This is a genomic window from Runella sp. SP2, from assembly GCF_003711225.1.
Taxonomy (GTDB): Bacteria; Bacteroidota; Bacteroidia; order Cytophagales; family Spirosomataceae; genus Runella.
The window spans coordinates 4204032-4225057 of record NZ_CP031030.1 but is presented as its reverse complement, the minus strand read 5'-3'; the positions used below and the strand labels follow the sequence as shown (position 1 = coordinate 4225057).

The following is a 21026-nucleotide window of genomic DNA, read 5'->3' as shown; positions in this document are numbered from 1 at the left end:
TGTGTGTTTGGTTTCTCAAAACCAAACAGTTATTGCGTCCTTGGTTTCTCAAAACCAAACAACTACCGAGTTGCAAGTGATTCAAAGCCTGTCTGTTGAAACCGATGGAGTGGATGAAAATCGCCATACATTGCTAGGAGTGATGCAGTAATCTAAACGAACATCAAAGGCGTTGGCGTCGGTAATCGTTTCTACAGGCTCAAAAAAAGACACCCCTACTTTGAGGACATTGGAGCGGCACTGTGCCAAAAAACGGTCATAAAACCCTTTTCCATACCCAACCCGATTGCCTTGGTGGTCAAAGGCTAAAAGCGGAATAACTACCAAATCTATCTTTTGCACTGGAAAATGGAGGGAAGTTGAAGGATTTGGCTCTAAAATTCCCCACTGATTTGAGAGAAGTTCGATGTCGGGTGTCCACCGATAATGCTCCATTTCGCCCGTTTCGGGAAGGCTACGCGGAACGACGATGCTGGTACGGGGAAATTGTTGCTGAAAGGTATCAATGATGGGGAAGGTATCTACCTCGTTTTGGCGACGGATGGGCAAATAGCAGTGAATGGCTTGGAAGTCAGCCACAGGAAAAGAAGCAAAAAACAGCCGCGCAATGGCTTGACTTTGCGCGGCTGCTTCGGTAGGAGACAAAGCCATACGTTGTTGTTTAAACACATGGCGTAGCTCTTTTTTAGTCATAATTTATTACTTAATTCCTCCCATCCAATCTTTTAGTGGGCGTTGAAGAATGAAGATTATTCCGCCTACGGCCACACAAAACCACACAATGCTCATAAACATTTGGGGCATTTGCTGAACGTTTTCTTCGTCGAAACCTCCTGCAAACAGACCTGCAAAAAGGTTACCCAAAGCCGCAGCTACAAACCAAATGCCCATCAATTGGCTCAGGTATTTTTTGGGTGCAAGTTTGGTGTAAGCACTTAATCCAACGGGACTCAAGCACAACTCACCAAGGGTATGGAATAAATACGTAAAGGTCAAGAACAAGGCCGAAGCTTTTACGCCAGTAAGGGCTATTTGCGCACCTACAACCATGATATAATAGCCTAATCCTAGTAAAAACAGACCAATCGCGAATTTCACCAACAAAGGAGGGTTGAGTTGTTTTTTCTCCAAAAATACCCACAAACCACCCAATACAGGGGCAAAAACGAGGATATAGAAAGGATTGAAGTTTTGAAACCAGCTCGACGGCATTCCAAAAGGAAGCTCCGAATAGCGGTCGGCAAAAATTTGCAGCGACGAACCTTGTTGCTCAAATCCAGCCCAGAACAATACCGCCCCCCAGAAGAGAATAAAGAGAATAACAATCCGCTTTCTTTCGGTGGTATCAAGTCCTGACGCAAAAATGAGGTTGAGGAAATAAACGATAACGATGGCTACCGCAATCACGCCCATTGAGGTAGCTACGGCTGCCTTGCTGCCCCATTGGAACATCCCGTTGAACTGCATTACCAACATAAAAACTACCAACGCACCAAGCAAACCCCACGTAATGGGATTGGTTTTTTCACTCGATTTTTCGGAAGCCAATGCTTTAGGCAACATGCCTTTGTCTTGGAGGTACGTTTGAGCAGAAAAACGATAGACAAGCAAGCCCAAAAACATGGCTACCGCCGCTGCTCCGAAGCCGTAGTGCCAGCCTACTTTTTGACCAAGGTAACCCACAATCAAAATGCCCAAAAACGAACCCGTGTTGATACCAATGTAAAAAATGGAAAAGGCCGCATCACGAATGGCACCGCCTTCGGGGTACAGCTCGCTTACGATAGAACTGATGTTGGGTTTGAGGAGTCCAGTACCGATAGCCACAAGTCCTAATCCCGTAAAAAAGACGGCCTGCGATGCGGGAAACGCAAGTACAATGTGGCCCAGCATAATGGCGATACCGCCGTACCAAATGGCTTTGCGCTGGCCCAAAACGTTATCGGCAAGCCAGCCACCAGGCAACGATAAAAGATAAACAGAGAAGGTATATAATCCGTAAATAGCACCCCCTTCACCTTCGTTGAGGCCCATTCCCCCTGAGGTTTTATCAAGCAAAAATAACAACAGGATGGCGCGCATACCGTAGTAGGAAAAACGCTCCCACATTTCGGTGAAAAACAGTACAAATAAGCCCTTGGGATGGCCAAATAGCGTTTTTTCGGACATAAAAAAGGTCAGTTTAGTTAGGTTTTGTTTGAGTGCTGAAAAAGTGCATTAAAAAAGTGGTAATCGAATAAAAATGCGTACTCGATTACCACAAATGTAAAAAAAAAGCCTTGTAAACAAATAAAACCGACTTGGATGGGTTATTTCCAACCTCCCCCCAACGAACGATAAATACCAATGACGGCAAAATACTGACGCTTCCGAACGTCAATCAGGTCGATGCGTGATTGTAGGGCACTTTTACGGTTAAAAATAACTTCCAAATACGAAGCGCGACCCGTAGAAAACAAATCTGAAGCGGTTTGGATGGAGGTATTGAGTACGTCCACCTCAGCGCGTTTGAAATCGTAAATTTTTTCGAGGTTATTGATTAACACAAGCTGGTTATAGACCTCAAAATATCCGTTTAGAATGCTACGCTGATAGTTGTAAACGGCCTCCACCTGCGCCGCTCTTGCCATTTTTAGTTCGGCTTTGAGGGCGGTTTTGTTGAAAAGCGGTACGGCCAGTCCACCAATGATGTTGTAAGCAATGGATTGGGGTGAAATCAAAAACTGTGGATTGAAAGATTGAAGCCCAAGTGCGCCTGTGATGTTGAGTGACGGATAAAACGCCGCCTTTGAAATAAACACCTCGGCTTTGGCCGCAGCCAGTTCCAATTCTGCCTGTTTTACGTCGGGGCGGTTTTTAAGCAAATCCGCAGGTACGCCCGCTTTGATTTGATTCGGAAGTCCCGTCATAAATAAATTTCGGGAGCGAATGATTGGGCTTGGATACCTGCCTAACAGAAAATTGATACGATTTTCGGCTTCGCGGACGCGCTGCAAAATCTCTGCCTCCAGGCCTTGGGTGCTGAGAAGCTGTGCCTCAAACTGCTTTACTGCCAGTTCGTTGGAGCGGCCTGCGTCTTTCTGAATCTTGATAATGTTCAATTCGTTTTCTTGCAACGTAATTGTTTCTTTCAACAAATCAAGTTCGCGGTCGAGCGCCATCAGCTCATAATACAACGAAGCAATGTCCGAAATCAGGTTAGTTATGACAAAATTACGGCCTTCGACCGAGGCCAAAAACCGAGCCAAAGCCGCTTCTTTTCTGGCCCGCAATTTCCCCCAAATATCGATTTCCCATGAGCTTTGGAGTCCAACGTTAAAGTCGGGTAAATACTCAGGAATGCGCTGATTTTCAGAGATATTGTTAGAGAAATTGGTGTCGTAATTCCCGATGCCATCCATGGTATATTTCCCAAAACGGCGCTGTCCAATATTACCAGCACCCGTCACAAAGGGCAGCGTAAGCCCTTTGGCGCGTTCAGCTTGGGCTTTGTTGGTTTCGATGCGCTGAAGCGCAATGCGAATGTCGAAATTATTGGCTAATGCAGTATCAATGAGCGATACCAAATTAGGGTCTGAAAAGTAGCTTTTCCACTGAATATCAGCGGCGTTGCTGCTGTGCGCGGTGCCGCTGAAAGAATCGGGCGTTGGGGTAAACGTAGGTAGTTGTTCGGGGGCTTTGAGTGATTTACAACCCGAGAAAAACAGGCCGCCAACAAACAGCCCTAACGTGAGGATATGGGTGAGTTTACGCATTGACTTCGTGGGTTAGGTGGGCAACTTCTTTTTTCTTTTTGCGCGACATTCGGTCGGATAGGGTTTCAAATACCACGTACAAACCTGGTATCAAAATCACCCCAAAGACTGTCCCGAAGAGCATTCCGCCCGCAGCGGCTGTTCCGATGGTGCGGTTTCCGATGGCGCCTGCACCCGAAGCCATCATAAGAGGAATCAACCCCGCAATGAACGCAAACGAAGTCATCAAAATGGGGCGAAGGCGAGAAGCTGCCCCTTCGATGGCGGCTTGCAATGGCGTATAACCTTCGCTACGTTTGAGAATGGCAAACTCGACAATTAGAATGGCATTTTTACCCAACAAACCAATCAACATCACGAGTGCTACTTGGGCGTAAATGTTGTTTTGTAACCCCAATACGGCCAAAAAGAAAAACGCGCCAAAAATCCCCGTTGGTAGCGATAAAAGCACGGGAAGCGGCAGTAAAAAGCTCTCATACTGCGCCGCAAGCAGCAAATACACAAAAATAAGACAGATGATAAAAATGTAAATGGCTTGGTCGCCCGACAAGATTTCGTCGCGGGTCATGCCCGACCATTCGTAGGTGTAGCCTTTGGGAAGTTTCTGGGCGGCTACTTCTTGAATCGCCCGAATGGCATCGCCACTACTAAAACCTGGGGCGGCGTCGCCGTTGATCATCGCGGCCGTAAACATATTGTAGCGGGTAAGTTGCTCGGGACCATACACGCGTTCCATCCGCACAAAGGCTGAGTATGGCACCATTTCGCCTTCAGTGTTTTTGACGTACAATTTCAACAGGTCGTCGGGTTGGGTACGGTATTCGGGTGAGGCTTGCACCATCACTTTGTACATTTGTCCAAAACGAATGAAATTGGTGGCATAAAAACTACCGATGAGTGATTGCAGGTTGTTCATGGCATTGTCAACCGAAACGCCCTTTTGGGCCGCTTTTTCGTTGTCAACGTGAATCAAATACTGCGGAAAACTCGCATCGTAGCTTGTAAAGGCATTGACTACCTCGGGGCGCTTGTTGAGTTCTTCGATAAATGCCTTTGTCACTTTTTCCATGGCTTGCAAGTTGCCACTTCCCGTACGGTCTTGAAGACGGAACTCAAATCCACTGGCGTTTCCGTAACCAGGCACGGCAGGCGGTGGGAAAAACTGGATATCGGCGTCTTTGATGTGTTTGGTTTTTTCGGACAACAAAGTAATCACGTCATCGACCGATTCTTTGCGACTTTCCCAAGGTTTGAGGTTCATCATTCCCATCCCAAACGAAGCCCCCGCACCGTCGGTCATCAAACTAAAGCCCGATAAAGTTGAAATCGACTCTACGGCATCGAGTTTTAGGCTTACTTTTTCGATTTCATCCACTACGGCTTCGGTACGTTCGAGGGTAGCACCCGACGGCGTCGTGATGTTGGCATAAATCGTACCTTGGTCTTCCGTTGGAATAAAACCTGATGGAAGTACGAGGTTGGTTCCCCAGGTGGCAGCGATAAAGAAGGCCAACATGGCAAAGGTCACAACCCGACGGTTGGCGATGACATTAATTAGTGAACGGTAACGGTCTGATACGCCGTTGTACCAATTGTTGAATCCGTCAAAGAATCGAGTCAACAACGTAGTTTTCTGGCCGTGGTGACTTTTGAGCATGATGGCGCAAAGCGCGGGTGTAAGGGTCAGTGCGTTGACCCCCGAAATCACGATTGAAATGGCCATCGTAATCGAAAACTGGCGATAAAATACCCCCGATGGGCCGTCCATAAATGCCACAGGCACGAACACAGCCGTCATTACGAGCGTAATGGCCACAATGGCGCCGCTGATTTCGTCCATGGCCTCGATGGTGGCTTCTTTAGCATTTAGCCCTTTTTCTTCCATCTTAGCGTGAACGGCCTCAACGACCACAATGGCGTTGTCAACCACAATTCCGATGGCTAATACCAAGGCAAACAACGTGAGCAGGTTAATCGAAAACCCGAACATTTGCATAAAGAAAAATGTACCAATAAGCGACACAGGTACGGCCAAAGCAGGAATGAGCGTAGAGCGGAAATCTTGCAAGAAAATAAACACTACCAGCGCTACCAGAATAAAGGCTTCAATCAAGGTCTTGATAACCTCGTGAATGGAGGCATCCAAAAAGCGCGATACGTCGTAGCTGATGGTGTATTTCATGCCTGGTGGAAATGCTTTCTGTAACTCCGTCATTTTGGCTTTGACGTTGGCAATCACCTGACTGGCGTTTGAACCAGGGCGTTGCTTGAGCAAAATCGCCGCAGAAGGACGGCCGTTTTCTTTGGATAAAACGTTGTAGTTCAACGAACCAAATTCGATGTCGGCAATGTCTTTCAGGCGCAAAATGTCACCACTTGGATTGGCCTTAATGATGATATTTTCGTACTGTGCTTGGTCGGTAAATTTTCCCGTGTAGCGAAGTACGTACTGCAACGACTGCGATTTGCGGCCAGAGCTTTCCCCGATTTTTCCTGGGGCCGCTTCCACGTTTTGGTTGCGGAGGGCCGAAATGACATCGTCAGCCGAAACGTTGTAAACCGTCATGCGGTCGGGTTTGAGCCATACCCGCATCGAATATTCACGTTGCCCCATGATGTTGGCAAAACCAACGCCATCGACCCGCTTCAATTCTGCCACGACGTTGATGTCGGCAAAGTTGTACAAAAACTCTTCATTGGCGGTCGTATCTTCGCTCAAGAGGTTGATATACATCAACATACTGTTTACCTCTTTTTCGGTCGATACCCCCGCTTTGATTACTTCCTCAGGTAATTCGTCGAGGACAGTGGCTACCCGTGTCTGGACGTTTACGGAAGCCAAATCGGGGTCGGTGCCTACTTTAAAGTAAACCTGGATGATACTGGTACCGTCGTTGCCCGACACGGAGGTCATGTAAGTCATGCCTGGTACACCGTTGATGGCGCGTTCGAGGGGTGTCACCACTGCTTTGGAGCAAGCTTCGGCGTTAGCCCCTGTGTATTTGGTTGTTACGGTTACAGCAGGCGGGGCAATGTCGGGGTACTGCGTAACAGGGAGCTGGGTCATGGCAAGCGCCCCCAGCAGGGTAATGATAAGCGATATAACAATCGATAGGACGGGCCTATTGATAAACAAAGTAAACATGATGGTACGAGTTTGTGTGGGACAATGGGTTGAATCGCAGCGGCTATTGCTGCGCCAATTGCGGAAGGATGGTGGCCAACGACTTCATTTCAGGCTGTACCGACATCCCTACGCGCATGTCTTGCAACCCTTCGTAGATGACTTTGTCGCTGGGACTAATCCCCGATTCGAGCACGTACAAGTGCGGCATTCGGAGTTTAGGCACGATATTTCGCATCTGGACTTTGTTTTGGTTGTCCACTACATAAACGTACATTTTATCTTGCACCTCAAACGTTGACTTTTGCGGAACTACAAGCGCATTTTTGACTTTGCGTAATATGCGTACTTTTCCGCTCGAACCGTGTTTGAGAATACGTTCAGGGTTAGGAAAACGCGCCCGAAACGCAATGCTTCCCGTGGCGTTATCAAACTCACCCTCAATGGTTTCGACGAAGCCTTTGTGCGGATGCTCTTCGCTGTTGGCCAGAATCAACGATACTTGATTACGGTTGTCAGGTTGTTTGTTACTTGCCGCAAATTCGAGGTATTCTTTTTCTGAAACATTAAAATAAGCATATACTTCTTGGTTGTCGGAGATGGTCGTTAGAAGCGTTCCTTCGTCAATCAAACTTCCGATTTTGTTGGGAATACGGTTGATGATGCCGTCGAAAGGTGCTTTTATTTCCGAAAAAGACAGCTTGAGTTTGGCGCTTTGCTCTTGCGATTCAGCCTCTTCGATGCGGGCATTGAGGGCATCGAGTTTGGCTTTGGCCATGTCGTATTCAGTTTTGGATACAACGTTCTTATCCACCAATTTCTTGACGTTTAGTAGGTCAAGTTCAGCAGTTTTGGCCTCAGCAATGGCGCTTTTTAGCACGGCCGTAGCGCGTAATAAATCGCCTTTATATTCTTGATTACTGATACGGAAAAGCACTTGACCTTTTCGTACTGTCTTTCCTTCATCGACATGAATGCTTTCAATGTAGCCCTTGACCCGAGCACGAATTTCAACGTTTTTAACGGAGTTGATGTCCGAAACATAATCCGTATGATAGACGGTGTCAATCGTAATGGGTTGAATAACAGGGTACTTTTCTTGGGTAGTGGTTTGGTTAGAATCAGCGGTCGAGCAGCTAGAAATGCACAGCCCAATCACCGAAGTGAAAATTAGGGTTACTCTCATAAGAAATAATGGTTGTGTTGAATTATACAGTAGGTGGAAAACGCAGGGCAAAAAACCTGGAAACCCAAGTCATCAGAGCACTTAACATAAGGCCCTGATAAGAGAAGCTAGCTGAAGTTTGGAGGCGGAGAAATGGGTTCTATTTCTCGCGTTTCAAGAAGTCCTAAATAATGGTCAAAATTGGCGTCCAACTCTTCCGTGAGTTGGATGGATAAAAACTCTACATTAAACGGCGGCCAAATAAGGCCAATGCTGAAATCTTCAAGAAAGGAGCTTTCACTTCCTTTTTCACTGACAGGGGCATCTGTGTTACTTGTAATGGAATTAGCCAGCGAAAAAGTAAGCAAGGTGAGAAAGTTTTTCGGGCGCTGATGGCAGGTGTTATCGCGGTAAAGCGTGGCCGTTTTTTCTAAAATTATTGGTGGCACAGGGGCAATACACACATGAATCATTTGTAGGAGCAAAGTCCAACAAACGATTTGTTTTAGGATGTATGTAACACTTGCTGATTTCATGCTTTAAGGCAAATATACCACTAAAACCCATTTTGTCCATAGTATGTTTGTTAAAAAACGGCGTTTGGGGTGGATTTGTCGAGCAGAATACCTTTTTTTAAAATACAGAAAGTTGTTCGGATACCGTAGCTATTTCGGAATTGACATCAACGAAAATAGCGATTTTTTGCAGTTTTTGAAGCAAATTTTCTAAAAATTGACGATGACTAGCGGTATTGGGGTATAGCGGACGATGCCCGATCGCTTGTCGAATCTTTTGCCATTCTTGGATAAATTTTTGTAACTCTTTGGTAAAATGGGCGTTAGAAAACTGCTCAAAAATGTAGTCTTCGGCCTGTTCGCTGGGGTGAATGAGGTCTGATTTGTAAAAACGATAATCGCGGAGGTCGTCGAGCAATAGTTCGTAGGCAGGAAAGTACGCATACCCTCGCTCCGATAACTCGTGACAAGCCACGCGCAGCAGCGACTTACTGACGGCGTTGAGTGGCAGCGTATCGCGGGTATGTCGTACAGGGCTGACCGTAAAAATGACTTTAAGGGAGGCAGGAAGTTTGGCAAAAAGCCTTTCAAAAGCGGTCACAATTTGCTCAGTTTGTAGCAATTCCCGTTGAAAGGCCGAATTCGGCGTTTTATGGCAATTGGCGACCCACTGACCACTTTCGAGGTGACGATACACAAAGGCTGTACCCAAGGTGATAATGAGCACTTCGGTGCGAGAAAGCCATTGCTGAACGGCGGTCAATGTTGCTACAAGCCGTTCCCGCAGTTCTTCACGTGAAGCCGCCCACATCGACGAATGAAAATCGTAATGAAACCAAATGCCTTGGTGTTCAACGTATAAACGCTCGTCGGGTCGAGTTCCTTCTAAGGCATGATGCAAGAGTTTGACGATAGACAACGGGTGGAACAGCGTTCCGAACGGATTGGAAAGGGTTGGGATTTTGTTTTCAACGAGCTTTGTACCAATCACTTCCGCAAAGCAAGAACCCAGCGTTAGTACGGGGGTTTGCAGGGTGATTTTATAGGGGCTTTCGGGAACAATCAGCTCGGTTCGGAAGTGCATAGAGAGGGATAATAAAACGATATGAGCTACAAAAATCGTAAAAAATTCTGTTGGAGACGATTGTCCCCAACAGAATCACAAGAAGTAATAATCGTTATTTTTCGGTTGCTGTTTTGAGTAAGTCTAAGCCCTGCTGATTCGTTTTTTCCATTTCTGATTTTGCCCCAAAAACCCAAAGGAAGAACGCATCTACTAAGCTAGATTGAAGTTTGAAGTCCTGAGTTACTTCGATTCCTTCGGACGTTTTCGTGAATTTATAATCAAATGTAGGGTAGGCTACAAATGGTTTTTGAATAGTGCATTTCATGCGTACTAAACGAAAGGTGTCAACCTCCATAATTTCTTGATAACCCAAATCATTCCCTTTGTTCCCATTCCAATGATACTGTGCTCCAACCGTCCCATCCGTGCCTTTAACTTCGTATTTTAGGGTAGGGTCTTGGGCCACAAAGGGCGACCATTTTGGGAAATTACCCAAGTACCTTACCATGTCAAACACCTCTTTTTCTGGACGGTTAATTTTTACGGATTTGACAATTTGAATAGTTGTAAGTTGGCTAGCTTTAAATAAACCAAAACCAATGACTACAATTAGAGCGGCGGCGATAGCTAAAAACATGTTCTTTTTCATTTTTAGGAGTGTTTAACTTTTAATGATGGAACAAAGGTAGAGCACCGCCGACGAGGGATTCTTGCCATAGGACAAGAAATGAGGAGAGAGGATTATTTTTTGAGTTTTAGAAAAATAACCCAATGAAGAAATAAAATGGTGGGGGGAGCAAAGGCAGGAATGATACAAAACGGAAACATAGCTAGGGTATCTACGCCCATCGAGCCTGTCTCTATGGCTATTTTGGTGAGGACATTGGCTCCAATTGCCGTAAAAAGTATATCTATCGTACCAAATACGTTCCAGATGTACGCTAATTTTTTGGAATAACTTGTTTTGCTATTGAAGGCATGTACAACAAAAATACTACCAATAGCAGCCAGAATGTCGCCTACGCCAGCAATCCAGGCAAATGCCGTGGGAAGGGCTTCGTAATGTGCCAATAAGAGGAAGAACACGCCAATGAGCCTAAAGATATGAAGTTTAATGAAGGCAGTAACGGGGGTGTCTGTGATAATTTTTTGACAAACTGGAGTTTTTAATATCACTCCAAAAAGCAAAAAAGCGTACGGAAACGTCGTGTATAAAAGTACCCGAGGCGGAAACGACACGACGTTGAACCACCCAACGTAACTGGCGATTGAGATGTACAGCAGGTAAAAAACAAAAAAAGTGAGGGTTATGAAAAAATGGATGCGTTTCTCCGATTTTTTGAAAACAAAAGTACTAATAAGAACAAAAGGGGTTGGAATGAGGAGGAGAAACAAGACAGAAACCCATTGCGGGACAAAATACGGTGTTAGTTCGTTCATTTGTTATCAGCAATTTCTTTTCTGATTCGGCTCAATGAAGTATCGGTAATCCCCAAATAAGTAGCAATTTGTTTCAACGGAATATTTTGAACAATTCCAGGCTTGGTTTTGATAAGGTGGAGGTACCGCTCTTTGGCAGGGTCAGCAATGATGGAAATAGAATGACTTTTGAGCTCAAAATAATTGTTTACCAGCCGAGTGCGACCAATTTCGCGGAAGGCTTCTATGTGAAATAATTTCATAAAATTCTCAAACGTGATTTTCCAGGCGACACAGGCAGAAACAGCCTGAATGTTTTCGCGACACTTGGCTTTTAGAAAGTAAGAATGCCAATCAATGACGATATCGGTAGTGCTGAAAAAGTTGGTGCTGATGTCATTTCCTTCTAAATCAATAACATACGATCTTGCATATCCACTTTCGATAAAGTAATAAAAGTTAGCCGTGCTTCCTTCTGTGATGAGGTATTCGTTTTTTGAAAATTCAACACGCTGGTATTGCTGTATTATTTCTTCTAACTCTTCTTTTTTGAAATTCTGCTCTTTGAATATTTCTTTTAAAAAGTGCTTTTCACTCATTGGAAATCGTTTTTATAAAATGGAAGGGTTTCAATTTGTCATTGAAAAGTCTTGTAAAAATAGGAAGGCAATTTACTGAATTTTGACGAATTTTGGCGAAGTTTTGACGATATACGGCTTTAAAGCAATCTTTATTTATGAAACAACTCCGCTCTTTTTTTTCGGTCGTTTATCTATTTGCCTTACTCTGGATTGGAACCCTCTCGACCGTAGTTGCCCAAGAGTTTATAGGTCAGCACAGTAGCAATTATGCGGGTATCAATCGTGCCACGTTCAATCCGTCGGCGATTGCGGGAACGCGCTACCGTTATCACATCAATTTATTATCCTTCAATACCACTGTCAACAACCGATATTTCAAGTATTTTCGGAGCGACGCCTTGTTTCATCCCTTTCGGAATGCCTACGCGGAATCGGATATGTACGGCAAATCGAAGCTGACGGGGACACTTACGCAAGGGAACAACGTAAATGTATTGGCCGAACTGAGGACGCCATCGGGCTACGTGGGGGTGGGGAAAAACAACTGGCTTGTGGTGGGCTTTCAGACGCGCTTGCGCGGGTTTGTGCAAGGCTCGGGCGTACCTTCGGCCATTTTTGATGCCTACAAATACCGTCTCGACGACGGCCTTACCACGGCTTCGACGGGGAGTTTTACCAATTTTACCATGAGTCAACACTCGTTTTTTGAAACGGGTCTGACAGTAGCGGCCATGCCTTTGCGGTTGGATGGCCTGATTCGGGTGAAAGTAGGGGCAACAATCAAGCGGTTGTCGGGGGCGCGGAACGTTTTTTTGACCATCAAAAATGCCAATTACCAAGTTAAACCCCTCAATGCCGACGAATACGTGATGGAGTTGGGAAATGTAAGTTATGAATATGGCTATACCCAACCCGTTCAGTCGTTTGGTTTGGGAAGTTTGTTTTCGTCGGACTATGGCTCAGGAACCGCCATTGACCTTGGAGCAACGGTCGAAATCGGTCGGATTCGTCAGCACGCCGAAAATCAAGCCAACTACATTGCCAGAATCGGGGTGGCATTGACGGATGCAGGACAGATTTCGTACCCTTCAACGGGCAAACAATACAGTGGTACGCTGAGCAAATTGACCATTAATCAAAACCAATTGATTGATATTGGAAACAACTCGGTAAAGGGATTAGAAACAATACTAGGGACGGCTAACGCCCAAAATTATTCTTCATCGACGGCCCTGCCGCGTACGCTCAACGTGGATGCTGACGTGCAATTGGCCAAGTCGTTTTTTGTGAATGCTACTTGGATAAAACCAACCAACGTGGGTTCTTTACCTTCTCATTTAGCCCAGCCGCAGGTATTTTCACTCACACCTCGTTTTGAAGGGGAGGATGTTGAGTTTACGCTCCCTGTTACTTGGTGGGAAGGAAACGACAAGCCTACCATTGGTTTTTCGGTGCGCTTTGGCCCTGCCTACATCGGATTCAGCAACTTTGGAGGGTTGGCGAGCAAAGCCGTACAGCCCCGTGGTTCGTTGGCTTATTTTGGCATCCAACTTTGGGGACTCAATGACAAGAAAGACTAACTACCCACCTGCTTTTTTAGCCTTATAACCTTTGGCCAACAGCTATGTATCCCTCAAAAGTGTATTTTATAAAATACACTTTTTTGCTATTTTTGTATTTTAGAAAATACAAAAATGGAACAGTTATTTGCGAAATACCTCCCCAAGCTTCAGCGTACTCGTACTGATTTCGTACGAGATGCCATTCACGAAATTGATTGGGCGCGCAATCGCCTTATTGGGATTAAAGGAGCAAGGGGAGTAGGAAAAACCACCCTCTTACTACAATACCTCAAGGAAGCGAAACTCGACTTAACTAAGTCGTTGTACGTCAGTTTGGATGATTTGTATTTCAGTAATCACCGCTTATATGATTTAGGCGTTGATTTTGTCCGAAAAGGTGGGCAATTGCTTATGCTTGATGAAGTACACCGTTACCCCAACTGGTCGCAGGAAATCAAAAATTTATACGACGATTTTGCCGAATTAAGGATTGTTTTTACGGGTTCTTCTATCATTCACCTCGAACGTAGCCGAGGCGACCTCAGCCGCCGAGCAGTAATGTACACCTTGCATGGACTATCTTTTCGAGAGTTTCTCCAAATCCAAAAAGTGGCTAATTTTACTCCTATATCCTTAGAAGACTTACTAAAAAGCCACACTACAATAGCGGTAGAATTGACTGAGAATTTTAAACCATTTGTATATTGGTCTAAGTACTTAGAGTACGGGTACTATCCTTATTTCCTTGAAAATGAAGATATATACAGCCAAAAACTTTCTGAGACAATCCGCCTTAGTCTTGAGCTTGACCTCCCTGCGGCTTACGGCATTAGTTATGCTACCGTAGATAAACTCAAGCAATTGTTGGTTGTATTGGCCGAGAGTGTTCCTTTCAAACCCAATATTTCTAAGCTCGGCGATATGCTCCAAGCTACCCGTAGCTCCGTCGTTGACTACCTACATTATTTGGAGGAGTTAGGGATATTGTCCTTATTACACCGCGATAGTTTTGGGATTACGCGCCTCCAAAAACCAGAAAAAGTCTATTTGAGCCATCCCAATTTACAATATGCGCTCACAGAAACTCGCCCTGACAAAGGGACACTACGGGAAAGTTTTTTACTGAGTCAAACGCTGCCTAAACACCGTGTTGAATATACCGAGCAAGGCAATTTTCGGTTGGATAGACGCTATACCATTGAGGTAGGGGGAGCAAACAAAACCCAGCGCCAAATCGCCAACGTCGCGGATGCCTACATAGCCGCCGATGATATTGAAATAGGTTTTGGGAATAAAATTCCTCTGTGGATTTTTGGGTTATTGTATTAAAGCACCTTAACGTTTTCGCTCTACCCACCCGCTTTTTTAGCTTTATAACCTTTGGCCAACAGCCACGTCAAGATTTTGTCGCGAAAATCGCCCTGAATCAAGATTTCACGGTCTTTGGCGGTGCCACCCGTGCCGCAGAGGTTTTTGAGTTGTTTGGCCAAGGCTTCCATGTCGCCCGTTTTACCCGTCCATCCTTTGATGGCCGTCACTACTTTTCCGCCTCCTTTGCGTTCGAGCCATACCTTCAGGTCTTGTTGCTGAGGAGTGGGAGTCTCCTGTTCTTCGTCCGAATCGTCGAATTGAAAGCTGGGGTCGGTAGAATAGACAATGCCGCTGCGGTTATTTTTTGCCATGATTTTCTTCTTTTTGCCCCGAAATAGCAGCTTTTTGGGCGTTTTTTCAAGGATTATGGTTCAAATCATCATTTGAGACGTGCCAAATCATGTTTTGGGGCGTGGGGGACGTTGCTGGACTGCACCTTTGCATCATCAATCGCAACGAAGCGGTTGTCCAAACTTTCTTACAACCATGAAAAAGGTCTTAGCCTCATTTATCATCTTCGCCGTTATCGGTACTTCGTGTACATCGCTCCGTTCAACGACCTACATCAAAGCACAAGACAGCTTTATTTTGGGAAATAACGAACACGGACAGTTTTCGGTCAAACTTAAAAACGCCTCTACCTCAAATGTAGAAGTTTGGGAAGCCCCCATTAATGGCGGGAGACACTCGCAAGTCATTGTCAAACCTAATGAAACGGTGAAAGTAAAGGTAGATAAAAATACGGCGTTACGCATCCAAAATAAGTCAAATGACGAACAAGCAGCCGTCGAACTTCACGTCAAAGGCGACACGGGATTATCAATGGGCTATAAAAACTAATTACCACTTACGCACATGAAAAAGCAATTGTCAACCATCGCATTAACCAATTTTTCTAATCATTCGCTTACTCAAAACTCATTTACAGCCATGAAAACATTATTTGTTAACATCATCACGCCCGTTTATACCTCTACTTGGTACTCAGATTTAGTATTGGCCATTCCACGCATTGTGGGTTGCTATTTTTTAATGGTCAATTTTGGCGGCAGTAAGTTTCCTACGCCTGCTTGGTTTGTGGAAGACGTGTCCAAATTTGGTGGGATTTTTGCATTATTCCCCGCATTTTTTGCGTGGGCGGCGGTATTGGCAGAAACCTTTGGTGGGGCGTTGTTGGTGCTTGGCTTGGGGACTCGGTTGGCAGGTTTTATGGTAGCCTGTACGATGTTGGTGGCTATTTTCTTCCAAAAATGGGGTGGCGAAGTGTGGGGAATGTTACCTGCGATGGGTTTTCTTTGGATTTCGTTGTACGCCATCGTGATGGGTTCTGGAAGAATAGGGTTGGATCATTTTATTGCTCAAAAATTAAAAAAATAACATCTTCATTATCAATATTTAAACCAATAATTGCCATGAAAAAGTTAACAATGATTATTGCCTTTTTGACGACGGTCTGTTTTTATGCCCAAGCCCAACGCGGGCCACTACGCGGCACGGGAAAACTCATCACCAAAACGTTAGATTTTCGCGATTTTGATAAACTCTCTTTTGATGATTTGGACGGAAAAATAGAGGTTGAAATTGGCAAATCTTTTTCGGTAAAAATCGAAATTGACGAAAATTTGGAGCCACTTTTAGAGGTTAAAAAAGAAAGCCAAGAGGGCGTGTTAAGCATTGGCCTCAAAGGCAACTACAACAATAAAATGTACATCGAAGATACCCGTATCAAAGTGAAGGTGACCATGCCCGAAGCGTCGGTGATTCAGCACCGTGGCAACAGTAGTTTGCAGGTTACGGGCATTGTAGGGCGGTATTTTAGGATAGAGAATTACGGCAATGGCAACGCCACGCTCCAAGGAACGATTGATGAACTCGACGTTAAAAAGAACGGTAACGGGGAAGTAAAAGCCCAAGGACTCGTGGCCAAAACCGCCAAAGTAAAAAGCTATGGTAACGGTAATGTGCGCGTCAATACCCAAATATCGCTTACGGCGCACGGTTCGGGCAACAACAGTGTGATGCAGTTTGGGCCAGGCAAAATTGACCCTATGTCGGGGATTATGGGCAACGGCGAAGTCAAGAAAATGTAGCCATTGTTGTACGCTTTAAAGTTAGGTACGCTCAAACAGACATTTAGTTTGATTGGTTTTTTTGTTTTGAAAATACGGTCATATTTTTGATTCTATCATCAGTAAGACAGTTATCGGCAATATTTTTGATAATTTGAGTGGAGTTCGAGATTTGCCACTTCAAGGTATCTGGCTTGAATTTAAGTTGGACAAATTGGTGAGCAAATTCTTTTCCTACCCTAATCGTTTGTCCGAAATGCGTAATTTGTCCTACTGATGATACTTTTCGAGTGTAGATTTTTTTTGCAATAAATTCATGAACTCTCTTTGAATCAAAGTCTTTACTTGAAAATACGCGTTGTTTAGTAATTAACTCAGGGAAAGCCATCGCCCTGGTTTTTCCCTCCAGCCGAGTTACTGGATACAGCTGTCGTTGAATATGAATTTGGGCATCTAGCTTGGCTTGTAATTCTTGTAAACAACGGCAAGCTTGCACTTCTGCCCAGCGTTGAGTGGTATCTTGCATTTTCTCAACGCGATTATTCATCTGTGGACAATAAGGTTTATTCCAAGTCAAATCAATATCGTGAGCGATAAGCCACAGCGCTAAAGGCGGAGTAGGTGCCCCAGCAGGACTTCCGAATGGCTCGCCATTATCTACTCTAAAACAACCTGCTTTTCCCCATTTGTTGAAAACCTCAATAAGTTTTTGCCGTATTTGGTCAATGGGCACTTGATTGATTCGGGCATAGGGGGAAAACGGGTGCTTCCAGACAAGCTCCACTTTTTTCATCCACAATGGTCAAATAACAAGCTGATTGACCATTTTCTAAGCTTAATCGTTCTTTGGCATCTACCTGCCAGATGTTATGAACCTGTGTTGATTGCCCAATTTTGGGTTCTAATTTTTGGGAACGTGGTTTGCTCATATGAGCTGACAAAAACCAACGTTGAATCGTGCGTACATGAACCACCTGAGAGCAACCATAGCGATTGACCAGGTGCATATGAATCAAGGGGCTTCCCCAATTTGGATGTAAACGTTTTAGCCAAAGAGCTCCTCGATAAATCACATCGGATCTACTGGGCGGCTTTTTGCCACAGTTCTCATATGCTGTTCGTAAATTTGATTGGGGAGTTTTTTGGTGTTTATGCCATAAGTTTCGCAGGGTAGCATAGGGAACACCTAAGTGTTCACTAATATATTTTAGTGTTTTACCTGAGGCTTTTAACTCCAGTAATGACTGCCGTATCGCTGTATTGGTCGCTTGTCCCATCGGTTGTTGCTTGTATGAGCGTATATCAAAAAACAAAAGTACTTAACTTCTTGCCGCTATAAATACTTAACTTTAAGACGTACAGCACCATTTCAAAACTTAATTGACGGTGAATAGTTAAAACGTATATAGAGCCATTTTAACGGAATTAACCCTCATGAAATACCTACTTAACAGCCTATTTTTTCTTTCTTTCTCGGTCTTTGCGCAAAATTATGATGCAGTCCTAAAAAAGTACGATACGTTCAATGGCGTAGTATTGGTCGCCAATCAAGGTAAAATAGAGTACTTGAAAGGAGCGGGTCTAGCCAATCGACAAGAAGGCATTCGGATGACGCCCCAAACGAAATTTCGGATTTGTTCGATTACCAAGACTTTCACGGCTGTACTCGTATTGCAATTAATGGAAGAAGGGAAATTGAAACTTACCGATAAGCTATCGAAGTTTTTGCCTGATTACCAGGGAGAAGCCAAAGAAAAAGTCACGATTCATCAGTTGCTTACCTATAGTTCGGGGATGGAAAACCTCGACCAAAACAACGAAGCCATGTATGCGCTCAAGTACCCGTTGGATAGCATTGTGCGGAAGTACTGCTCGGGGAAGCTCGTCAGCGAACCTGGCACGCAGTTTAGCTATAAAAATGCGGATTATATTTTGTTGGGAAAAATCATTGAGGCTGTTACCAAAAAGCCTTTTGAACAAGTATTGCAAGAGAAAATTTTGGACAAAATAGGCGTACAAAATAGCGGGTTGTTGTCCAACGCTAAAATTGTGAAAGGACTGGCCAACAGTTATTTATACGACACTTTACGCCGCGAATACGCCAACGATGACCCTTACTGGATTGAAAACTTCTACGCCTCGGGAGCGATGTTTTCGACGGTGGAAGATTTACTAACATTTGACCAAGCTATTTTCAAACACCAAATTTTGACCAAGCCAACGGTCGAGTTGATGCTAAAATCGTACCCCGAACTGTGGTACGTAGCGTACGGGTTTTGGGTAAGTGAAAATACGTTTGCGGGCAAAAAAATCCAGTGTGCCGACCGTCAGGGGAGTATTTCGGGTAGCAATATGTCGTGGTTGCACCTCATAAACGAAAACCGAACGTTCATTGTCTTTAGTAACACCGATGCTACCAAACTCAATGACCTGAGGGCCGAACTAGTAGAAACTTCTCTGGCAAAATAACCGTTGGAACGATGTCTATTTATCAAACACCCCTCCAATTTGGCTATTTTTTGGCCTTGCTTTTTGCGGTTTTGCTACTCATTCGAGGTTGGAAAGAAGAACGGCTTTCGGATAAACTTTTGGGCTTAGTGATGTTTTTTTTGGCCATGGAAATTCAGGATTACACCTTTGGATTTTCGGGAATCAATATTTTTTGGGAAAAATACGACGGCTTTCCGCGCTATTTTCATCTTGCGTTTGCCCCTACGATTTACTTTTACTTAAAATCCCAAATCAACCGTGATTTTCGCTTCAAAGCCGCCCATTTGTGGCATTATTTGTTGTATGCCATTTACTTTTTGGTCAATATTGTCGTCTTTGTTCAGGGGCCAAAAGTGGTGAGCGCTTTCCGCAGTTCGGAGTTGTCGTACTGGCTGGGTTGGTTAGAAAGCATTGCTATTTGGGGGTCTTACATTTACTATTTTTATCAATCGCTACGTCTTTATAAAGAGTATCGTCGCTGGGTTGAAACGCAGTTTTCTGATACCGAGACGGTTAGCTTTGTATGGCTCCGCAATTTTATTTACCTCATCATTGCGGGGGAGGTGTTCAAATTTGGTTGGTCTATTGCCGACCGTGCCTTGGGGAATTTGCCTTTTGAACAAGATTGGTGGTGGCATCTGTTTACGGTAGCGATTATTTGCTACGTAGGCATCATGGGGTATTCACAACATCAGCCCGCGCGCTTGTCGTACACCAAAGCCGAGGTAGTTTCTGAGCCAGAAGAGAGCGAAATTGTCAAAAACTCGGATATATCTGCACCAAATTATTCAGAATGGAAGCCTAAAATTGAGCAAGTATTTGATGAACAGCGTCTTTATCTTCAACCCGACCTATCGCTAAGTGACGTAGCCCAACGGCTTAAAACCAATACGTCGGTGCTTTCGGCGGCTATCAATCAGAATTTTGAAAAAAACTTCAACGATTTTGTCAATTACTACCGCGTAGAAGAGGTAAAACGCCAACTTAAAAACCCCGAAAACAGCCACTTGTCGCTATTGGGAATAGCGTTGGAGTGTGGTTTTAATTCAAAATCCACCTTTAATCGTGCCTTCAAGAAATTTACGGGAAAGTCACCGAAGGAGTTTGAGTAGAAACAAAAGCGCTGAGCACGGTGTTGTACCAAAAATACCATTAGAAGCGTATGTCATCACTTCCCGCCATCAAACCCAGCCCCATCGGTACCAGAGGACTTTGGATTGCCTTCGTAGTACTGGGAATGTGGTTTGTTAGTTTAGCGTTTTTGTTACACTACCCATTTCACCCTACAGACCCATTGGTGTATGTTTTTGTATTGCTCCAAATGCACCTTTACACGGGTTTATTCATCACAGCGCACGACTCTATTCACGGGGTTGTTGTGCCTGAAAATAAGCGGCTTAATTATTGGATAGGGTTTGTTTGCGCGTCACTTTTTGCGTTTAATAATTACAAAACACTTTCGTCGAAGCACCACCTACATCATCGCCACGCGGCTACCCACGACGACCCCGATTACCACGACGGTCATCCCAACTTCTTTTTGTGGTTTTTGGCCTTTGCCAAAGAGTATATTTCGGTGGTTCAAATCATCCTCATGGCGGTGACGTACAATGTGTTGAAGCTGTGGTTTCCGTGGGAAAACTTGGTGGTGTTTTGGATGATTCCTGCGGTGTTGAGTACGTTCCAGTTGTTTTATTTTGGGACGTATTTGCCCCACCGTGGCGAGCACGAAAATGCGCCTTACAATGCCCGTAGTCAGAAGTTGAATCACGTTTGGGCGTTTTTGAGTTGCTATTTTTTTGGCTATCACTTAGAACACCACGCCTATCCGTACTTACCGTGGTGGCGTTTGCCAGAAGCGCGTGAGCGAGTAGCGGGGGAGGGGAGAAACCCTGAGAATTAGACTTTG

General features: G+C 44.6%; 21 protein-coding genes. 8 read left to right on the top strand and 13 right to left on the bottom strand.

Annotated features, from left to right (window positions below; all coding sequences use genetic code 11):
* Positions 1-81 precede the first annotated feature (81 nt).
* The 10 genes from DTQ70_RS16855 to DTQ70_RS16810 all read right to left on the bottom strand — a co-directional run bounded on the left by DTQ70_RS16855 (position 82) and on the right by DTQ70_RS16810 (position 11643).
* On the bottom strand, positions 82-693 hold the full coding sequence (locus DTQ70_RS16855; RefSeq protein ID WP_122931891.1) for a 5-formyltetrahydrofolate cyclo-ligase: 612 nt from the start codon (positions 691-693) through the stop codon (positions 82-84).
* A 6-nt stretch (positions 694-699) separates the two neighbouring features.
* Positions 700-2169: a peptide MFS transporter gene (locus tag DTQ70_RS16850; RefSeq protein ID WP_122931890.1), complete on the bottom strand. Its 1470-nt coding sequence runs from the start codon at positions 2167-2169 to the stop codon at positions 700-702.
* Positions 2170-2309: 140 nt separating this feature from the next.
* Complete coding sequence (locus tag DTQ70_RS16845) at positions 2310-3755, bottom strand: TolC family protein (protein ID WP_122931889.1); 1446 nt, start codon at positions 3753-3755, stop codon at positions 2310-2312.
* Positions 3748-6900, bottom strand: coding sequence for an efflux RND transporter permease subunit (locus tag DTQ70_RS16840; RefSeq protein ID WP_122931888.1), 3153 nt, complete (start codon positions 6898-6900; stop codon positions 3748-3750). Before DTQ70_RS16840 ends, DTQ70_RS16845 begins: the two co-directional genes overlap by 8 nt.
* A gap of 43 nt (positions 6901-6943) precedes the next feature.
* Complete coding sequence (locus DTQ70_RS16835) at positions 6944-8065, bottom strand: efflux RND transporter periplasmic adaptor subunit (protein WP_122931887.1); 1122 nt, start codon at positions 8063-8065, stop codon at positions 6944-6946.
* A gap of 107 nt (positions 8066-8172) precedes the next feature.
* Positions 8173-8580 carry a hypothetical protein gene (locus DTQ70_RS16830; protein WP_164490080.1) on the bottom strand — a complete coding sequence of 136 codons (408 nt, stop codon included), beginning with the start codon at positions 8578-8580 and terminating at the stop codon, positions 8173-8175.
* A gap of 97 nt (positions 8581-8677) precedes the next feature.
* Complete coding sequence (locus DTQ70_RS16825; RefSeq protein WP_122931885.1) at positions 8678-9643, bottom strand: GSCFA domain-containing protein; 966 nt, start codon at positions 9641-9643, stop codon at positions 8678-8680.
* A 94-nt stretch (positions 9644-9737) separates the two neighbouring features.
* The gene (locus DTQ70_RS16820; protein ID WP_206019532.1) at positions 9738-10274 is read right to left on the bottom strand and encodes an SRPBCC family protein; all 537 of its coding nucleotides are present in this window, start codon (positions 10272-10274) and stop codon (positions 9738-9740) included.
* A 92-nt stretch (positions 10275-10366) separates the two neighbouring features.
* Entirely contained in the window at positions 10367-11065 is a 699-nt protein-coding gene (locus DTQ70_RS16815) for a hypothetical protein (protein WP_122931884.1), read from the bottom strand.
* The gene (locus DTQ70_RS16810) at positions 11062-11643 is read right to left on the bottom strand and encodes a Crp/Fnr family transcriptional regulator (RefSeq protein ID WP_122931883.1); all 582 of its coding nucleotides are present in this window, start codon (positions 11641-11643) and stop codon (positions 11062-11064) included. The genes DTQ70_RS16815 and DTQ70_RS16810 overlap by 4 nt, the downstream gene beginning before the upstream one ends.
* Positions 11644-11780: 137 nt before the next feature.
* Between DTQ70_RS16810 and DTQ70_RS16805 the strand changes: the two genes are divergently transcribed.
* A complete protein-coding gene (locus DTQ70_RS16805; RefSeq protein WP_122931882.1) occupies positions 11781-13205 on the top strand; it encodes a DUF5723 family protein in 1425 nt (474 codons plus the stop codon).
* Positions 13206-13319: 114 nt separating this feature from the next.
* The gene (locus DTQ70_RS16800) at positions 13320-14516 is read left to right on the top strand and encodes an ATP-binding protein (RefSeq protein WP_122931881.1); all 1197 of its coding nucleotides are present in this window, start codon (positions 13320-13322) and stop codon (positions 14514-14516) included.
* Between the two features lie 20 nt (positions 14517-14536).
* On the opposite strand, the gene DTQ70_RS16795 is transcribed toward DTQ70_RS16800, so the two are convergent.
* A complete protein-coding gene (locus DTQ70_RS16795; protein ID WP_122931880.1) occupies positions 14537-14869 on the bottom strand; it encodes a translation initiation factor in 333 nt (110 codons plus the stop codon).
* A 175-nt stretch (positions 14870-15044) separates the two neighbouring features.
* Here DTQ70_RS16795 and DTQ70_RS16790 point away from each other — a divergent pair, with 175 nt between their 5' ends.
* The 3 genes from DTQ70_RS16790 (at position 15045) to DTQ70_RS16780 (ending at position 16648) form a co-directional block, all read left to right on the top strand.
* Positions 15045-15398 carry a hypothetical protein gene (locus DTQ70_RS16790; RefSeq protein ID WP_122931879.1) on the top strand — a complete coding sequence of 118 codons (354 nt, stop codon included), beginning with the start codon at positions 15045-15047 and terminating at the stop codon, positions 15396-15398.
* A gap of 90 nt (positions 15399-15488) precedes the next feature.
* Complete coding sequence (locus tag DTQ70_RS16785) at positions 15489-15935, top strand: DoxX family protein (RefSeq protein WP_122934446.1); 447 nt, start codon at positions 15489-15491, stop codon at positions 15933-15935.
* 35 nt (positions 15936-15970) lie between these two features.
* On the top strand, positions 15971-16648 hold the full coding sequence (locus DTQ70_RS16780) for a GIN domain-containing protein (RefSeq protein WP_122931878.1): 678 nt from the start codon (positions 15971-15973) through the stop codon (positions 16646-16648).
* 43 nt (positions 16649-16691) lie between these two features.
* Here the strand turns inward: DTQ70_RS16780 and DTQ70_RS16775 are convergent, their stop codons facing one another.
* A complete protein-coding gene (locus DTQ70_RS16775; protein ID WP_122929371.1) occupies positions 16692-17420 on the bottom strand; it encodes a hypothetical protein in 729 nt (242 codons plus the stop codon).
* Positions 17350-17904 (bottom strand): hypothetical protein, encoded by a 555-nt coding sequence (locus tag DTQ70_RS30740; protein ID WP_164489881.1) that lies wholly within the window; start codon positions 17902-17904, stop codon positions 17350-17352. The genes DTQ70_RS16775 and DTQ70_RS30740 overlap by 71 nt, the downstream gene beginning before the upstream one ends.
* Positions 17905-18061: 157 nt before the next feature.
* Here DTQ70_RS30740 and DTQ70_RS16770 point away from each other — a divergent pair, with 157 nt between their 5' ends.
* From DTQ70_RS16770 to DTQ70_RS16760, 3 genes are read left to right on the top strand one after another with little or no spacing between them, the layout of a single operon-like run.
* A complete protein-coding gene (locus DTQ70_RS16770) occupies positions 18062-19096 on the top strand; it encodes a serine hydrolase (protein WP_122931877.1) in 1035 nt (344 codons plus the stop codon).
* An 11-nt stretch (positions 19097-19107) separates the two neighbouring features.
* Positions 19108-20229 (top strand): AraC family transcriptional regulator, encoded by a 1122-nt coding sequence (locus DTQ70_RS16765; RefSeq protein ID WP_122931876.1) that lies wholly within the window; start codon positions 19108-19110, stop codon positions 20227-20229.
* Positions 20230-20279: 50 nt separating this feature from the next.
* Positions 20280-21020, top strand: coding sequence for a fatty acid desaturase (locus tag DTQ70_RS16760; RefSeq protein WP_122931875.1), 741 nt, complete (start codon positions 20280-20282; stop codon positions 21018-21020).
* Positions 21021-21026 lie beyond the last annotated feature (6 nt).

Excerpts from the sequence above, each read along its gene's own strand:
- DTQ70_RS16855 (WP_122931891.1), bottom strand. The coding sequence starts at position 693 with ATGACTAAAAAAGAGCTACGCCATGTGTTTAAACAACAACGTATGGCT.
- DTQ70_RS16850 (WP_122931890.1), bottom strand. The coding sequence starts at position 2,169 with ATGTCCGAAAAAACGCTATTTGGCCATCCCAAGGGCTTATTTGTACTG.
- DTQ70_RS16845 (WP_122931889.1), bottom strand. The coding sequence starts at position 3,755 with ATGCGTAAACTCACCCATATCCTCACGTTAGGGCTGTTTGTTGGCGGC.
- DTQ70_RS16840 (WP_122931888.1), bottom strand. The coding sequence starts at position 6,900 with ATGTTTACTTTGTTTATCAATAGGCCCGTCCTATCGATTGTTATATCG.
- DTQ70_RS16835 (WP_122931887.1), bottom strand. The coding sequence starts at position 8,065 with ATGAGAGTAACCCTAATTTTCACTTCGGTGATTGGGCTGTGCATTTCT.
- DTQ70_RS16830 (WP_164490080.1), bottom strand. The coding sequence starts at position 8,580 with ATGAAATCAGCAAGTGTTACATACATCCTAAAACAAATCGTTTGTTGG.
- DTQ70_RS16825 (WP_122931885.1), bottom strand. The coding sequence starts at position 9,643 with ATGCACTTCCGAACCGAGCTGATTGTTCCCGAAAGCCCCTATAAAATC.
- DTQ70_RS16820 (WP_206019532.1), bottom strand. The coding sequence starts at position 10,274 with ATGAAAAAGAACATGTTTTTAGCTATCGCCGCCGCTCTAATTGTAGTC.
- DTQ70_RS16815 (WP_122931884.1), bottom strand. The coding sequence starts at position 11,065 with ATGAACGAACTAACACCGTATTTTGTCCCGCAATGGGTTTCTGTCTTG.
- DTQ70_RS16810 (WP_122931883.1), bottom strand. The coding sequence starts at position 11,643 with ATGAGTGAAAAGCACTTTTTAAAAGAAATATTCAAAGAGCAGAATTTC.
- DTQ70_RS16805 (WP_122931882.1), top strand. The coding sequence starts at position 11,781 with ATGAAACAACTCCGCTCTTTTTTTTCGGTCGTTTATCTATTTGCCTTA.
- DTQ70_RS16800 (WP_122931881.1), top strand. The coding sequence starts at position 13,320 with ATGGAACAGTTATTTGCGAAATACCTCCCCAAGCTTCAGCGTACTCGT.
- DTQ70_RS16795 (WP_122931880.1), bottom strand. The coding sequence starts at position 14,869 with ATGGCAAAAAATAACCGCAGCGGCATTGTCTATTCTACCGACCCCAGC.
- DTQ70_RS16790 (WP_122931879.1), top strand. The coding sequence starts at position 15,045 with ATGAAAAAGGTCTTAGCCTCATTTATCATCTTCGCCGTTATCGGTACT.
- DTQ70_RS16785 (WP_122934446.1), top strand. The coding sequence starts at position 15,489 with ATGAAAACATTATTTGTTAACATCATCACGCCCGTTTATACCTCTACT.
- DTQ70_RS16780 (WP_122931878.1), top strand. The coding sequence starts at position 15,971 with ATGAAAAAGTTAACAATGATTATTGCCTTTTTGACGACGGTCTGTTTT.
- DTQ70_RS16775 (WP_122929371.1), bottom strand. The coding sequence starts at position 17,420 with ATGAAAAAAGTGGAGCTTGTCTGGAAGCACCCGTTTTCCCCCTATGCC.
- DTQ70_RS30740 (WP_164489881.1), bottom strand. The coding sequence starts at position 17,904 with ATGGGACAAGCGACCAATACAGCGATACGGCAGTCATTACTGGAGTTA.
- DTQ70_RS16770 (WP_122931877.1), top strand. The coding sequence starts at position 18,062 with ATGAAATACCTACTTAACAGCCTATTTTTTCTTTCTTTCTCGGTCTTT.
- DTQ70_RS16765 (WP_122931876.1), top strand. The coding sequence starts at position 19,108 with ATGTCTATTTATCAAACACCCCTCCAATTTGGCTATTTTTTGGCCTTG.
- DTQ70_RS16760 (WP_122931875.1), top strand. The coding sequence starts at position 20,280 with ATGTCATCACTTCCCGCCATCAAACCCAGCCCCATCGGTACCAGAGGA.